This window comes from Paenibacillus sp. FSL R5-0744, assembly GCF_037972555.1.
Taxonomy (GTDB): Bacteria; Bacillota; Bacilli; order Paenibacillales; family Paenibacillaceae; genus Paenibacillus_AQ.
This window is the reverse complement of sequence record NZ_CP150228.1, coordinates 1,696,961-1,711,914: the sequence shown is the minus strand read 5'-3', so window position 1 is coordinate 1,711,914 and position 14,954 is coordinate 1,696,961. Positions and strand designations below refer to the sequence as shown.

Here is a 14,954-nt window from a genome sequence, read left to right as displayed (position 1 = left end):
ATCATCCTTCCCCTCCTAACACTGAGGGAAGCTCTTGAAGCGAGCTAATACCATAACCGGTTATTCCGCGAGACCTAAGGACGTCTATCCAATCGTTACCACTATTTATCTCTGCGGAATTTCGCACATGAATATGAGAAGCAGTCATTCCTCTGCTGTCAGCCCAGCGTAGTGCATCAAGTACAGGCTGTCCACGCTGTGGACTAATTAACACGAAGTAAGAGCCTTTAGGAAACATACGGTATCCTTTTTCCAATCGGGAGATAAGCGGACCTCGTCCCTCAGCGTTTAGATCGATTAAATATTGAATCATCTTCTGACGCTCAGCAGCACCTTCAACTGGTGCGAACACCTTCGTCGTCTTATCCAAACAACACAGTCCAATTCCAATTCTCTCCCGAATGCCAAAGCCGAGTAGTGATGCCGTCACCGAAACTGCTAGTTCGAACTGATTCGTATTCATATAAGCTGATGTGCTTCCATCAAGGACTAGAATGGTTTTGGGAATCGACTCATGCTCAAACTCTTTGGATTTCCAAGAGCCTGTCTTAGCGGTAGCGTTCCAGTGAATTCGCGTCAAGCGATCACCATATACATAGTCACGGACGCCATTAATCTGTGTGGTTTCACGCCGAGATTGAACAACGGATGTCTGCGGTCCAGATAGCCGAGATTTTCTCTCATATAACTGCCAGCGCGGAACGTAGATCGCACGAGGCAAAACCTGAAATTGTCCTTCCGATAAAAATGTTCCCTTATGCTCGACAAGCCCAAATATATCTTGGCTGATAATATCCGTATTAGCGAATGTGTATGTTCCACGCTCTAAGGCTGGTGTCTGAAACTTTAGTTCCCCAATGCCTCTGAGGCTTGGGATCACACTTTCTTCAAATACCCACGATTCTCCATTATGCCGCTTAAGAACTTCCCTTACAACAACGTAAGGCAAGGGCAAAATCCCAGGGATTGTAACCTTTAGTTTTACACGAAGATGCCCTCCGGCAGAGAGCAAATCTCCCTTGTCTTGTTCAGAATAAAGACTGCGGGTGCCCTTAGCTCGCCGAACGCCTCCTAAACCTCCAGCAATCAAATATGCAATAAGTACAGAGACCATGATAAACAACATAAATGCTGTTTTTCCGCCCTGAAAAAGTACATATAAGAGTGTAATACTCCAAATTACAAGGATGCTTGCAAGCTTAGAGGGCTGAATGATGGCTGCAACCGACGACAAATAACGTCTCATATCATTGCCTCATCGTAACAGGCACATGAATGCTCTGCAGAAGCTTTTGAAGCAAAGATTCTACGCTAATATTATCTAGGCGCGACTCTGGACGCAGCAATATTCGATGACCCAAGGCAAATGGAGTAAGGATCTTCACGTCATCAGGCAGAACGTAATCTCGTCCTTGCAAAAAGGCATAAGCTTTACAAGCCATCATAAAGGATAGTGAGGCACGTGGACTCGCACCCAGCATTACAAGTGGATGTTCTCTTGTCTGCCGCACAATATCTAACAAGTAATTCAGCACAGGATCGCTCATGAAGATATCTCGAATCTCTTCCTGAATCCCTGCAATTTGTTCCATGCTTGTTACTGGCGAAAGCCTGTCCACCGGTTGGCCTTCCTGATGGCTCAGCAATAAATTTTTCTCCGTCGCTGCATCAGGATATCCAAGGCTAATTCTCAGCATGAAACGATCTAATTGGGCTTCAGGCAGTGTATAGGTTCCCTCAAAGTCTATCGGATTCTGGGTAGCGCATAACATGAAAGGGTGCGGAAGTGGATACGTCTCACCATCTACGGTAACGTTTCGTTCCTCCATCACTTCCAGAAGTGCAGATTGTGTCTTCGTAGTAGCACGGTTAATTTCATCGGCTAGTAAAATATTCGTCATCACCGGACCAGGCCGGAAATGAAACATCTCATCCCTAGGATGATAGACAGAAACACCTGTAATATCACTCGGAAGTATATCTGGATTACACTGAATACGGCGATATTCACCGGACATTGATCTTGATAGTGCGCGAATTAGCTGGGTTTTTCCTGTTCCCGGTACATCCTCGATCAATACATGACCACCAGCAAGCAGAGCGGTTAACAATAATTGTATTTCAAATGATTTTCCAAGTATGCAAGATTCCAAATTAGTGCGTACAGCATTCATGGTGTGCATCGATTCTTGACGTACGGGCATATATAATCCTCCTAGCCAGAATAAGCAGTATTATTTATATTTTACATGATTAGAGGACCCAAAGTACATTGTTGAAGATCACGAAGTGAGGATACAAAAAAAACCATAAGATGAAACATCCTACAATTTAAAAATAACAAAAAAAGATTGCCGTCTTTTTCTGACGACAACCTTTTCATATAGCATCAACTTTACCCCTTCGGCCGTACAACTAAAGCTGCCAAAAAGGAGAACACAATAGCTGACGAGATGCCGGCACTTGTAATATCAAAAATACCCGTAACTACACCGATCCAGCCATCCCGCTCCAGCTCCGTTAATGCCCCGTGAACCAAGGAGTTCCCAAAACTTGTGATCGGAATGGTTGCACCAGCACCCGCAAATTTCACAAGCGGGTCGTAGATACCAAAAGCATCAGCAATCGCTCCGGCTACAACTAAGGTACTCATCGTATGTGCAGGTGTCAGCTTCAATACATCGAACATCAGCTGCCCTATAACGCAAATGGCTCCTCCAATCAGAAAAGCCCATAAGTAAATCATCATTATGCTTCACCTCCACTCTCTATGGCTACGGCATGAGCAACACATGGAATACTCTCTCCCTGTTGATAAGACAAAGGTGATAAAAGTGCACCCGTTGCCACTATAAGCACCCGTTTAAGTTCACCTTTTTTTAACCGCTTAAGGATATGACCATAGGTTACAACCGCTGAGCACCCGCAGCCGCTTCCTCCAGCGATCACATATTTCTGTTTCTCCAAGTCGTAGATAAGCAAACCACAATCGTCAAAGGTTGTTTGCTCCATAGGAATTCCTTCTTTAGCCAATAGGGTCTTGGCTATAGGTAACCCTACGGATGCCAGGTCGCCAGTAACAATTAAATCATAGTGCCCGGGCGATAGACCTGTATCCCGAAAATGGGCAGTAATGGTATCCGCCGCCGCAGGTGCCATAGCCGTCCCCATATTAAAAGGATCTGTCAAACCAAGATCCATAATACGTCCAAGTGTGGCCGATACCACGACTGGATAGTTACCCGAACCGTCATTCTGAGCCACTACAGCACAACCCGAACCTGTAACTGTATATTGCGCCGTTGGGGGTTTCTGCGAACCATATTCCGTTGGATAACGAAACTGCTTCTCCACCGTACAGTTATGACTTGATGTTCCCGCTAGTGCATACTTACCGCCTCCAGAATCAACGATCATTGAGGCAATCGCAAGGCTCTCCATAGAGGTTGAGCAAGCACCAAAGACTCCGAGATAAGGCACACCTAATTTTCTTGCCGCGAAAGAGCTGCTGATAATCTGGTTCATCAAATCTCCGCCGACAAAAAACTCAAGCTTTTGTTTATCGATATTCGCATTAATCAGAGCCAGATGGGAAGCCTTCTCGAACAGAGCGCGCTCAGCTTTCTCCCATGTCTTCTCATCCATTTCCAGCGTATCAAATATAAAATCAAAATCTGAAGCTAAAGGACCTTCTCCCTCTTCTGGCCCTACTACAGCGGAAGAACCCAAAATAACGGGACGGTTCGTGAACTCCCAGGTCTGACTACCAAGCTGTTTCATGTATGTGCACCCCCGTCTACGCCCAAAAAGAGATAGACGATACCAATAATGAAAGCAGCTACGGCACCAAATACGATAACCGAACCTGCAAGCTTAAACATATTGCCGCCTACACCAAGTACAAGGCCCTCAGCGCGGTGCTCTAGAGCTGCAGAGCACATACTGTTTGCGAACCCGGTCACTGGGACTGCAGTTCCTGCACCAGCCCATTGAGCCATTTTGTCGTACACGCCAAAGCTGGTCAGAATTACAGAGAGTAGGATCATCACCGCGACTGTCGGACTGGCGGCTTCCTTGGAGCTCATATCGAAAATTGCCATAAAAGCCTCCTGAACACCTTGTCCAATAACACAGATTATGCCGCCAGCAATAAACGCTCGTATGCAGTTTTTGAATACGGGCCTGGCAGGAACAAAGGGCTTGGACAATTTCTCGTAATCTTGTGGAGTCAGGGTGTCAAGCTTCAGCTTGACACCCGATTTCTTAGTTTTCGCCGGCATTGAGGCACCTCCTGAAAGTTAGGCGAAGGGGGCTGACAAGCATCATAGTACTCACTTTTAAGCCCCTTAAGTTTTTCTTCGCTTAGAAGTTTTCCTTATTGTTTGCCATCCTCCGCTTCGTTATGTCCCTCCAGTTCAGGAAAAATACAGTAACACAACAATCAACAGTAAGAAGAGAACAAAAATAAGTACTGCTTCTCTTTCCCTTGGATTGTGGCGCCAGTATCGTCTGCGCGTTCCGTTTACTTGTAGGCTCCGACTTGACAATCCTCCCTGCACCCTTCTTTTGGGTACGCTGCCCGCAACCCTCATTCGTCTTCGCATCCTTTCTAAGGCTCCTGCCACCAAAGCCTCTAATGCATAGTATTCGTGGAGCTCGTGCCCGGTGTTCATTGTCTCTTGTCATGGACAAGTGAGCCCAGAATGTTCATACTAGGTTGCAGGAAGAAATAACGATGTGGTCCATTATGGATAACATCCGTTTCTCGTAGAAATATAAGAATGATGTATAAATGAGTTCTTATATTTTAATAAAGGAGTGAATTCATATGAATCAAGAAACATTGGACATGTTCAAAACACTTACCGAATTTCCCTCAGCCCCAGGATTTGAGCGCGAACTCCGCGCTTACGTCAAGGATGCTATGACTCCTTATACTGAAGAGTTCGTACAGGATCGTCTCGGTAGTTTGTTCGGCGTACTGCGCGGCGAAGAGAACGGGCCAAAGATTATGGTCGCTGGGCATTTTGACGAAGTAGGTTTCATGGTAACTGGAATTACTAACACCGGTATGATCCGTTTTCAACCACTTGGCGGCTGGCTTGCCTCTGCTGTTGCATCCCAGCGCCTACATATCATTACACCTAAAGGAACACTGACCGGAGTTGTTGGCAGTACGCCTATCCATTTGCTAAGCAATGAAGAACGTGGTAAGACTGGCGAAATCAGCAAAATGTATATTGATATCGGTGCAGACAGCCGTGAAGAAGCAGAAAGCTTTGGCGTTAGACCAGGCCAACAAGTTCTGCCGATTTGTCCTTTTACTCCCCTTGCTAATCCCAAAAAAATCTTGGCGAAAGCTTGGGACAACCGTTACGGCGTAGGTCTCGCCATTGAACTAGTTAAAGCATTGCACGGTAAAAAGCTGCCGAATACCGTTTTCGCTGGTGCCACTGTACAAGAGGAAGTAGGTCTTCGGGGTGCGCGTACTGCGGCTAATCTCCTGTCACCTGACATCTTCTTCGGTCTGGACGCGAGCGCTGCTGCCGATATGACTGGTGACAGTCAGGCATTTGGCCATCTGGGCAAAGGAGCTCTCTTGCGTATTTTTGATCCTACGATGGTTACACATCGCGGTCTGATTGAATATGTACAAGATACAGCGGATACCCACCGGATCAAATATCAGTATTTTGTATCCCAAGGCGGAACAGATGCAGGTCAGGTTCATGTTAGTGGAATTGGCGTTCCTTCCGCAGTAATCGGAATATGCTCCCGCTACATACACACCGCTTCATCAGTGATTCACAGTGATGACTACGATGCTGCTAAAGAGCTTCTGATCAAACTGGTAGAAGGCCTTGACCGGACTACACTACAGACAATTATTGAGAACAGCTAATCGCACAAGAAATGACAGAAGAAGCCCTCAAACACTTTTACAGTGATTGAGGGCTTCTCTTTATGTGAATAAAACGGATTTAAATCATATCTAGCGGTACTTTCCAAGAAGGTATTGGGAAAGCTTCGTCCAGCTTCCAAATTTCATCGTCACTTAGCGTAATCAAGCCTGCAGCAGCATTCTCAATGACGTGCTTACGAGAAGAAGCTTTTGGGATAGAAATAACATCCTCTTCACGCATCGTCCAAGCTAGCATAATCTGAAGCGGAGTTGCCTGATGTGCACTGGCGATTTCCTGAACGACTTCACTCTCGATGACTCCTTTTCGAAGTGAACCAGCTTGAGCAAGCGGTGAGTAAGCCATTACCGGGATCTTGTGACTTCTCTGCCATGGCAGCAGTTCAGTTTCAATTCCTCTGGACCCTAAATGATATAGAATCTGATTGGTTGAACAATGAGTTCCCCCAGCAATACCAAGCAGTTCTTTCATATCGTCGACATCGAAATTGGATACACCCCATCTTGCTATTTTTCCTTGAGAGACTAGTTTCTCCATACCTACAACAGTCTCTTCTAGTGGAATATCTCCCCGCCAATGCAGCAAATAAAGATCCAGATGATCCGTATTCAAGCGTTTCAAGCTTTCTTCACAGCTGCGGATAAGGTGCTCATTCCCGGCATTATGTGGATAGACTTTTGACACCAAGAAAACTTGATCCCGAATACCTTGAATAGCCTCACCTACTAAAAGCTCCGAGCGTCCGTCCCCATACATCTCAGCCGTATCTATTAAATCCATGCCTAGCTCCACGCCTAATCGCAGGGCAGCAATCTCTTCCTCCCTACGGGAATTGTCGTCACCCATATTCCAAGTTCCCTGCCCAATTCTGGGAAGTGACGTTCCATCTGGAAGCAGCATGCGGTTAGATTGGTTCATTCTTGCGATTTCAGCCAAATGTTCGATTGAATCCTTAGTCATATTAAAAATCCCCTTATTGAAGTATTGTATACTTACTTTATACGACCTATAAGAACCTTTCTAAACATCTGAATCGTGTCCAATTTATAACTAATCTCTCTTTTGAAGAGAAAAAGTAAAGAATGAATACCAAACTAAGCTATCAGCTTTAGTCCCACAGCGGCCCCCAGAATCATAATAATACAGACGATCCGGCGCCAGTCTTTGGCCTCTCCATACAATATCATCCCCAGAATCGCTCCGCCGGATGCGCCGATCCCCGTCCATACCGCATAAGCTGTTCCCATCGGCAGACTCTTCATAGCTAAAGACAGAAACAGAAAGCTTGCTCCGAAACCAAGAAAGAGCAGCGCGAACGACAGGAAATTCCGGTGTTTATTCAACCTATTAATCATAGCTACTCCAAACATTTCAAATAAACCAGCAACGACCAGAAATACCCATGCCATTTAAGACTCCCCCTTTACTTCGGCTTCTTTGGTCACCATTTTCAACCCTATAACGCCTGCCAGCAAAATAACCACTAGAACCAGCTTCATCAACTTGAACGGTTCTCCGAATAAAACCATGTCTGCAACTACTGTACCTGCAGTTCCTAGACCAACAAACACGGAATATACCGTGCCGACCGGCAATTTGGTACTCGCTGAAATCATCACATAGAAGCTTATTATTATAGCTACCACAGTTATCAGCCACTCCCACATCGAGGAGGCATGTTTTAAGCCGATGACCCACATGACCTCGAAAACAGCTGCACCAACTACCTTTAACCACTCTGAATTGTTCTTCATTCCAAGCCCTCCTTCAATTCACTAACTTTATAATTGCCCACGAAACAAACAAATAAGCCCGGAAGGTCATCGTCATTTATAACGATACCTCCCGGGCTTTTATCCCTCCGTGTAGACACGAACGATGCTGTTCGTGCGTTTCCCCTCGGACCAGACCAGCTGTGCACCAGCTGCGGAACCCTAGAAAACAATAACTATTAAGTTACATCGTATGGTAGCAAATCGGGGTGATAAAATCAACCTTTTCTAAATAAAAAGAACAAACTCATAGCAATTATGAAGAGAGGTTAAAGATAAGCGTTGATTTTATTTCCTTAAATCCATTTATTCAATATTATGGTACAATTTAAGAGAATACAGCTTATAATGAACAACTAGGAGGGCGATCTAATGGTCTTTGGGATACTGTTTATTGGAGTCGTTGTATTTATAATCATACAGTCCGTAGTTCGTAATGGTTCAAGCTCGAACAGTAACAGATTTGAGAGAAATAGACGAGATGACGCCGCCAGCATGTCTTTTATGGCAGCTAGTCATCCAGATCTGATGGATCCAAATAACCCGAATCATTCTAATCACCACCAACACCATCACGGGAGCGACTCCCATCACCATTCTGGAAATGACAGCGGTCATAGCTGGGGCGGGGATAGCGGGCACAGCAGCGGGGGAGATTTCGGTGGCGGAGATGCTGGTGGCGGTGGCGGATGTGATTAGAGCGTTACCCTATTACAAATAAAAAAGGGCATCCCTGATATTGCTTCAGGAATGCCCTTTTTATGATTATTACTTTTTTAAAACACCAATAATCTTTGCTTGCGTGTGACTTAAAAAATTCTCAGCACCGTGCTGGTGTAGTGGTTCACTCCAAACAAATCCGTCTCCTTCGTATCTAGGGATGAGGTGCATATGGTAATGGGTCAGGTCGTTAAACTTCCCGCCATTTTGGCATATGCTTATGCCATCCGGTTTGAATAGATCCTTCAAGACGATTGACAGCTTCTTTGATGCGTCCATTATCACATAGGAAGTCTCTGAATCGATTTCTTCGAGATCCCAATAATGCTTTTTAGGAAGGATCAGGAGATGTCCTTCGTTAAACGGAGCGATATCTAGCACACAAGTAATAAATTCATTCTCATATACTACTTTTACGTTAGGCTCAATTCCGTTAGCAATCCGACATCCCAAACACTCCATATAGCACACTCCATCCCATAATCAAAGGCCATCTCTATTATTGATTAAATTGAAACCGGCTGAGAAGCACCTCACCGTTAAAAACTACATAAACATCGCTAGTACCCGTCTCCACGGATACTTCGCCTTTCAATGTGCTCCACTGTTGCAGAACTCCACCAGAAGGGACGGTTACGGTTCCAACCAGTTTCCCAGTTGCGCTTCCTGTTCTGATCTCAATGCTGCCACCTTTTGCAGATGAGACCAGAGCTTCAATTGCTACTGCTCCATGATCGAACAATACGTCATTAAAAGCGATCCAAGCGCCCTCTTTTACCGGATGTACCGAAGCCCCGCCTGCTTTGCATTCGTCCAGATATACGCCTTCGTAGTCATCATAGTTCTCTGCTTTGGTGTTGTTATATAAATTACGGGAAGGAATGATGTCCCCTTTCACCGTTACTACTGAAGATAATTTAATATCAGCAGAAGAACGGCCGATCAGAATTGCGTATTCTCCATTTTCGACGCAATATTGTTCGCGTGTAACATCCCAGAATGCTAACTCTGTAACTGGTAATGCAAACTCTATAGTATTCGATTGACCTGCGGCGATGCTCACTTTTTCAAAACCCTTCAGCTGCTTAATCGGACGTTTGACCCGGGAATTCAAAGCTTGCACATATAACTGAACAACCTCGTCCCCATCGACTGCTCCAGTATTATCCACTTGAACGGAAATGTTAAGCGTATCGTCTTGCTGCAGTTCCTTTGTGCTCAAATTTAGATTCTTGTAATTCACTTCAGCATAACTTAGGCCGTGACCAAAAGGATACAATGGCTTACCGTCAAAGTACATATAGGTTCTTTTACCTTTGATAATATCATAATCCATCAGCTCAGGCAGCTGCTCCACAGAACGGAACCAAGTCATATTCAGCTTACCAGAAGGACTGTAATCTCCGAACAACACTTCTGCAACCGCATTACCAAGCTCTTGTCCACTGTGGGATGTATACAATACTGCCGGGATATTCTCGTCAATCCAAGTGGAAGAAATCGGATAACTGCCGACAATAACTACCACTGTATTTGGATTCGCTTCATAGACTGCTTTGACCAGGCGCTCCTGCTCCTCCGGAAGTACAATATCAGGTCTGTCGATTTCTTCTTTTCCGTTAAGGAGTGGATGATTACCGACAAAAACCACTGCTACTTCAGCTGCTTTGGCAGCCTCTACCGCAGCGTCCAGTCCGTTTGTAACGATGTTCTTTTTGAAAAGACGAGCGTCCGCACTTGCGGCCTGATCAGCAACCTGCAGCGTGCCATCCTCAGCATTCACAGAGATCAATTTGTCATTCCAAGTCCGCAAAGAGACTTTACCCTCAGCTTCCGGGACGATGTTCAAGGATTCTTTTACAAACCACCCGTAGATTTCATCAGCAGATGCTGTAAGTGTCTCCGCTTCGCTTAAAGTTACATACTGTCCACGACTTGTCGCCTTCAGAGTATTGCTAGTCCAGCCCCAAGCGGTATGTTGGAACAATTCTCCGTGCTCTGCTATGTCATGTTGTACAGCCAGCCTTCCGTCCTCACCCGTGATTCCGATGGCTTGGCCGTTTGCAGCTGAGGTAAGAATGATTTGATCTGCGCCGCTCTCAAAAGTAACGTGTTTACCAGGCAGTTTCTTACTAACACCCTGCAGCGGGGTCACTCCATAAGGTAATGTGCCGGAATACCAGTCTCTGAAAGCTTCATCCCCAAGTGGACCAATAATCGCCACTTTGTTTAATTCAGTCTTGCTCAGTGGCAATGTTGCCTGATCATTCTTCAGCAGCACAATGGATTGTTTGGCAGCTTCCAAGGAAAGTGCGGCATGTTTTTTGCTAAGAATTACGGAATCGTCGATTGCTGTGTATGGATTACCTTCAGCGGGATCAAACTCTCCCAGACGGAAACGAACTCTAAATGTGTTAGTTAGTGCACGATCCAGATCTTCCTCTGCCAGCAGGCCTTGGTCTAGTGCTTCATGAAGAACCTTGATCGTCTCTTCAGTTTCTTCTGTTACGCTGTCAATTCCGTTTTTGATAGATTCCGCCATCGACTGTGCAAAAGATTCATAATACTTATGATCCTTCACAATCCCAAAAAGATCGCCGGCATCGCTTACGATAAACCCATCCATTTTCCATTCGCCTTTGACAACATCCATTACTGCCGGATGAAGAATAACAGGCACACCATTCACCGAGTTATAGGCGGTCATCATAGACTGTGCGCCACCTTCTTGAAAAGCAGGCTTGAATGCTTCCAGATAATACTCACGCATATTTCTTGGATCGATGCTGGCGGAACAATTTCCGCGTTCGATTTCGTTGTTGTTCCCTAGGAAGTGTTTAAGCGTTGCGACCGCTTTCAAATAGACCGGGTGATCGCCTTGGATTCCTTGCACAAGTGATGTGCTGAGTTGTCCAGTTAACTCTGGATCTTCACCGTAGGCTTCTTCCGTTCTACCCCAACGTGGGTCACGTTCCATATCCACCGTTGGTGCCCATAACGTCAGGCCATTCACCGTTGGATTCTTTTTGTAAAATGCTCTTGCTTCATCTCCAATGGCCGAGCCGATTTCCTTCATTAGCTCTGGGTTCCATGTACAAGCCAGTCCGCTTGGCTGAGGAAAAGAGGTCGCTTTTCCAAGCCAGGAGATTCCGTGCGCCGCTTCTGTACCATGCTTATAGGCTCCAACGCCCAAACGCTCTATAGCCGCTTGATACTGAGGGATCAGACTTACTTTTTCATCAAGCGTTAATCTGGAGATCAAATCCTGCACTCGGTCATTTAAGGGTAAATCAATCTGTTGAAATGGATATTTAGATGTCACTGTTTCCATCATAATCGCTCCTTCGATTCAAGTTGATAGCGGTTTCATATGTTCTCGAGGTAGTTGTCTGTGTCTAACACAAATCTGGTCTATCAACATAATCATAGAAGATTAGCTCGATAAGTAACACCTTAACAATCTAAGTGAAAATCAGGTCAAAATTAGAGATTTATGGGGTGCTTCGCTCGCCCGTCTCCCTTGGTGAAGTGAGATGCGGATGATAAACGGGGCGAGGTGGATTGGAGAGGGCTGATCTGGGGTATTTTTACCCCTCTTTTGCTCATTTCCAGCCTTTTGGGTCGGATCTGGGGTATTTTTACCCCTCTTTTGCTCAATTCCAGCCTTTTGGGGCGCATCTGGGGTATTTTTACCCCTCTTTCGCTCAAATCCAACCTTTTGGGTCGCATCTGGGGTATTTTTACCCCTCTTTTGCTCAATTCCAGCCTTTTAGGTCGCATCTGGGGTATTTTTACCCCTCTTTTGCTCAATTCCAGCCTTTTAGGTCGCATCTGGGGTATTTTTACCCCTCTTTTGCTCAATTCCAGCCTTTTGGGTCGCATCTGGGGTATTTCTACCCCTCTTTTGCTCAATTCCAGCCTTTTAGGTCGCATCTGGGGTATTTTTACCCCTCTTTTGCTCAATTTCAACCTTTTGGATCGGATCTGGGGTATTTTTACCCCTCTTTCGCTCAAATCCAACCTTTTGTGTCGGATCTGGGGTATTTCTACCCCTCTTTTGCTCAATTCCAGCCTTTTAGGTCGCATCTGGGGTATTTTAATTGCCTTACCATAACTGAATATCCTTTAAGGAATGGATATATTCATATTTGCAGACTCTACCGCTCTCCTGAGAAACTATTGGGGAAAACTTTCCTTTTTGGCTGAGAGCACTCAGTCCTTTTCGAGCCGTACGCTTATCAATCCTAAGCTCCCTCACCAAATCAACCGGTCGAATGCACTCATTCGTGCGAACCGCAATCCGCAAAATATCACGCTCCAGTCGGCTAAACTCCCCCTGCTCCTCCATCTTCACAGCCAGGTAAGGCATCAGCAATGGTCTTAACAAAGTAATCGTAAGTTCAGGACTCGCATCCAGATCATCATAAGGAATCGCCACTACCCGATAACCCGCGATTTGCAGATAGGTCTCTCGATTCAGCTCCTGCCTGTAGCGTGTTCGGTCTGTATTTTGCACATGTGGACCGTAGCCTTTAACTTCAAACGCAAACTTAACCTGGCCAGGCTTCCACACAAAATCAACAAAGTAGGGCTTGCTACGCCAATCCAATACTTCATATTCAGGATGAAGGTCATTGAAATGCCCCATCATAGGCCACCATACCTTCTCCAAAAACATCCGCTCACCATGGCCATGTCCACGCTCCAATCTCCCCCGCCGTTCTCCCGTTCTTCTACTAATATGATCCTCTACCCACTTACGATGCTCCTCCGTAAATCCCATACGTCACCCTCCTTCTTGGCATAAAAAAATCCCGCACCCAATATGGGTACGGGACGTGCTTCGTCCTATTACTCAAAAGTATAGTATTCGCTTTCTGATGCTGTCAATAAACACTCTACATTCAATGCTAGATCCAGCAAAATTTAACTAATCCATCAAAAAAGCTAGTTGGTTTAAGTACGTTGCGTTAAAGCAAGGCCAGCTTAAGTAAGCTCATTTGGAGTTAGCTCTAATAGAGTTTGTTCAGAGGAATTAGTTCAGTTACCGTCGACTCAACTTCCCATTCCAGCTACTTACCCCGCCCTGCAAATGTGCAAGCCGAGTATACCCCTGCTTACTCAGAATCCGCGCTGCACTTTTGCTTCGCATACCGCTGCGGCAGTAGAGCAACACATCCCGATCCTTAGGGATCTCACCGAGCCGCTTTTCCAACTGAGACAACGGGATGTTTTTCGCCCCCGGAATAAATCCACTCTTGTATTCATCCGGTTCGCGGACATCGATCAGCAGCCTATTTTTGGATTGCTCCATTTCGCTCCGAAACTCTGCCACCTTCAACGTTCTTACACTTACACTTGCGCTTTTACCAAATCCGAGACGGGACATTAATGAGCTTAAATCCATTATCCTTCACAACAACCTTTCACCGAAATGTCGGAGAGTGTTCTTTTACTTCCTAAAAAATCACCATTTACCGCATATAACTTTCGAAAGCCCTGCTTATACAGAATTCTCGCAGCTTTGTTTCTTTTATAGTAACTATCAGCAAGGATTAGAACAGAATCGCCCGGAGATAGACAGTGCTGCCAGACATAGGCTAACCGCCCGATCGATATATTTATCGAGCCACGGATACTATCCTTCTCATAATCTACGGCATCTCTAACATCGAGCATTTTCATGTCCAGTGATTGATCTGCTAATTCGCGAACGTCACGGGCTTCTACATAGGAGAGTGAACGGACTGGCCAAGCGGAACGTAAGAACCTTACTATACTAAAAGCAATTACTATACTCAGTAGGATCCTAAACATCATGTTCATCTATTACCCCCGTACCAAAAAATCATCCGTCCAAGCGCTTAATCCACCCGTCATGTTCACAACGTTATAACCCTTTTCGCTCAGCAGCTCACAAGCCAATCCGCTTCGACCACCACTTAAGCACATTACAATCATCTCTCCATTAGGATCTAGTTCATCTATACGCATCAACAGCTGCCCAAGCGGAATATGCTTCGCACCGATCACATGTCCCTCCACCCATTCGGCGGGTTCGCGTACATCTAGCAGCATAGGAGCCTCTCCATTCTTCAGACGTTCCGCCACTTGCTGAGGGGTAATTTCCTTTGGAATTTTAAAAGACATCGAGCATCTCTCCTTCTCTTTTTTAAAAATAACTTGATTTTCATATCACTATATCATAATATTACGATATAAGGATATTGTAAAGCGAGGAGTTCATAACCATGGACAAAAATTTCAAAGCCTATAATCAAACCGCCGAAACCTTAAAGGCTATCGCTCATCCCGTTCGCTTGTGCATCATTAAAGGTCTGCTTGAAAAAGGCAGCTGCAACGTTAGCTTCATGCAGGACTGTCTCGACCTTCCACAATCTACGGTATCCCAGCATTTGCAGAAGCTTAGAGCTCTAGGCATTGTCGAAACCGAACGTAATGGACTGGAAATTAACTATTCTGTTAAAGACGAGAAAATCAAACATCTAATTCAGCTATTTTTAGGGGAGGAATAAATCAT

Annotated in this window: 18 protein-coding genes and 1 riboswitch; of the genes, 4 read left to right on the top strand and 14 right to left on the bottom strand. The window is 45.3% G+C overall.

Annotated features, from left to right (window positions below):
• Nucleotide 1: 1 nt before the first annotated feature.
• The 5 genes from MKY19_RS07475 to spoVAC form a co-directional block, all read right to left on the bottom strand.
• Nucleotides 2-1,246 carry a DUF58 domain-containing protein gene (locus tag MKY19_RS07475; protein WP_339801705.1) on the bottom strand — a complete coding sequence of 415 codons (1,245 nt, stop codon included), beginning with the start codon at nucleotides 1,244-1,246 and terminating at the stop codon, nucleotides 2-4.
• A 1-nt stretch (nucleotide 1,247) separates the two neighbouring features.
• Nucleotides 1,248-2,204 carry a MoxR family ATPase gene (locus MKY19_RS07470; protein WP_076284318.1) on the bottom strand — a complete coding sequence of 319 codons (957 nt, stop codon included), beginning with the start codon at nucleotides 2,202-2,204 and terminating at the stop codon, nucleotides 1,248-1,250.
• Between the two features lie 191 nt (nucleotides 2,205-2,395).
• The gene (gene spoVAE / locus MKY19_RS07465) at nucleotides 2,396-2,746 is read right to left on the bottom strand and encodes a stage V sporulation protein AE (RefSeq protein WP_036675923.1); all 351 of its coding nucleotides are present in this window, start codon (nucleotides 2,744-2,746) and stop codon (nucleotides 2,396-2,398) included.
• Nucleotides 2,747-2,748: 2 nt separating this feature from the next.
• Nucleotides 2,749-3,780, bottom strand: a complete 1,032-nt coding sequence (gene spoVAD, locus MKY19_RS07460) for a stage V sporulation protein AD (RefSeq protein ID WP_339801701.1) — start codon at nucleotides 3,778-3,780, stop codon at nucleotides 2,749-2,751.
• Nucleotides 3,777-4,280, bottom strand: a complete 504-nt coding sequence (spoVAC, locus tag MKY19_RS07455) for a stage V sporulation protein AC (RefSeq protein ID WP_076284320.1) — start codon at nucleotides 4,278-4,280, stop codon at nucleotides 3,777-3,779. The genes spoVAD and spoVAC overlap by 4 nt, the downstream gene beginning before the upstream one ends.
• A gap of 548 nt (nucleotides 4,281-4,828) precedes the next feature.
• On the opposite strand from spoVAC, the gene MKY19_RS07450 reads away from it, so the two are divergent.
• The gene (locus MKY19_RS07450; RefSeq protein ID WP_042185952.1) at nucleotides 4,829-5,902 is read left to right on the top strand and encodes a M42 family metallopeptidase; all 1,074 of its coding nucleotides are present in this window, start codon (nucleotides 4,829-4,831) and stop codon (nucleotides 5,900-5,902) included.
• A 79-nt stretch (nucleotides 5,903-5,981) separates the two neighbouring features.
• On the opposite strand, the gene MKY19_RS07445 is transcribed toward MKY19_RS07450, so the two are convergent.
• The 3 genes from MKY19_RS07445 to MKY19_RS07435 all read right to left on the bottom strand — a co-directional run bounded on the left by MKY19_RS07445 (nucleotide 5,982) and on the right by MKY19_RS07435 (nucleotide 7,675).
• Entirely contained in the window at nucleotides 5,982-6,881 is a 900-nt protein-coding gene (locus MKY19_RS07445; RefSeq protein WP_339801699.1) for an aldo/keto reductase, read from the bottom strand.
• Nucleotides 6,882-7,015: 134 nt separating this feature from the next.
• On the bottom strand, nucleotides 7,016-7,330 hold the full coding sequence (locus MKY19_RS07440; protein WP_042125359.1) for a multidrug efflux SMR transporter: 315 nt from the start codon (nucleotides 7,328-7,330) through the stop codon (nucleotides 7,016-7,018).
• Nucleotides 7,331-7,675 carry a multidrug efflux SMR transporter gene (locus tag MKY19_RS07435; protein ID WP_339801695.1) on the bottom strand — a complete coding sequence of 115 codons (345 nt, stop codon included), beginning with the start codon at nucleotides 7,673-7,675 and terminating at the stop codon, nucleotides 7,331-7,333.
• 86 nt (nucleotides 7,676-7,761) lie between these two features.
• A riboswitch (guanidine-I (ykkC/yxkD leader) is annotated at nucleotides 7,762-7,870 on the bottom strand.
• A gap of 195 nt (nucleotides 7,871-8,065) precedes the next feature.
• Here MKY19_RS07435 and MKY19_RS07430 point away from each other — a divergent pair.
• The gene (locus MKY19_RS07430) at nucleotides 8,066-8,392 is read left to right on the top strand and encodes a hypothetical protein (protein ID WP_339801692.1); all 327 of its coding nucleotides are present in this window, start codon (nucleotides 8,066-8,068) and stop codon (nucleotides 8,390-8,392) included.
• Between the two features lie 69 nt (nucleotides 8,393-8,461).
• On the opposite strand, the gene MKY19_RS07425 is transcribed toward MKY19_RS07430, so the two are convergent.
• Nucleotides 8,462-8,875: an HIT family protein gene (locus tag MKY19_RS07425; protein ID WP_339801688.1), complete on the bottom strand. Its 414-nt coding sequence runs from the start codon at nucleotides 8,873-8,875 to the stop codon at nucleotides 8,462-8,464.
• Nucleotides 8,876-8,912: 37 nt separating this feature from the next.
• Entirely contained in the window at nucleotides 8,913-11,744 is a 2,832-nt protein-coding gene (locus MKY19_RS07420) for a glycoside hydrolase family 3 C-terminal domain-containing protein (RefSeq protein WP_339804215.1), read from the bottom strand.
• A gap of 225 nt (nucleotides 11,745-11,969) precedes the next feature.
• Between MKY19_RS07420 and MKY19_RS07415 the strand changes: the two genes are divergently transcribed.
• Complete coding sequence (locus tag MKY19_RS07415; RefSeq protein WP_339801685.1) at nucleotides 11,970-12,527, top strand: hypothetical protein; 558 nt, start codon at nucleotides 11,970-11,972, stop codon at nucleotides 12,525-12,527.
• On the opposite strand, the gene MKY19_RS07410 is transcribed toward MKY19_RS07415, so the two are convergent.
• The 4 genes from MKY19_RS07410 to MKY19_RS07395 form a co-directional block, all read right to left on the bottom strand.
• Nucleotides 12,519-13,196, bottom strand: coding sequence for a hypothetical protein (locus MKY19_RS07410; protein WP_339801682.1), 678 nt, complete (start codon nucleotides 13,194-13,196; stop codon nucleotides 12,519-12,521). The genes MKY19_RS07415 and MKY19_RS07410 overlap by 9 nt on opposite strands.
• Before the next feature lie 261 nt (nucleotides 13,197-13,457).
• The gene (locus MKY19_RS07405; RefSeq protein ID WP_339801677.1) at nucleotides 13,458-13,802 is read right to left on the bottom strand and encodes a rhodanese-like domain-containing protein; all 345 of its coding nucleotides are present in this window, start codon (nucleotides 13,800-13,802) and stop codon (nucleotides 13,458-13,460) included.
• 17 nt (nucleotides 13,803-13,819) lie between these two features.
• Nucleotides 13,820-14,233 (bottom strand): rhodanese-like domain-containing protein, encoded by a 414-nt coding sequence (locus MKY19_RS07400; protein ID WP_339269635.1) that lies wholly within the window; start codon nucleotides 14,231-14,233, stop codon nucleotides 13,820-13,822.
• A gap of 9 nt (nucleotides 14,234-14,242) precedes the next feature.
• Nucleotides 14,243-14,563, bottom strand: a complete 321-nt coding sequence (locus tag MKY19_RS07395; protein WP_339269633.1) for a rhodanese-like domain-containing protein — start codon at nucleotides 14,561-14,563, stop codon at nucleotides 14,243-14,245.
• Nucleotides 14,564-14,664: 101 nt separating this feature from the next.
• On the opposite strand from MKY19_RS07395, the gene MKY19_RS07390 reads away from it, so the two are divergent.
• A complete protein-coding gene (locus MKY19_RS07390; protein WP_042185935.1) occupies nucleotides 14,665-14,949 on the top strand; it encodes a metalloregulator ArsR/SmtB family transcription factor in 285 nt (94 codons plus the stop codon).
• The last annotated feature ends 5 nt before the right edge of the window (nucleotides 14,950-14,954 follow it).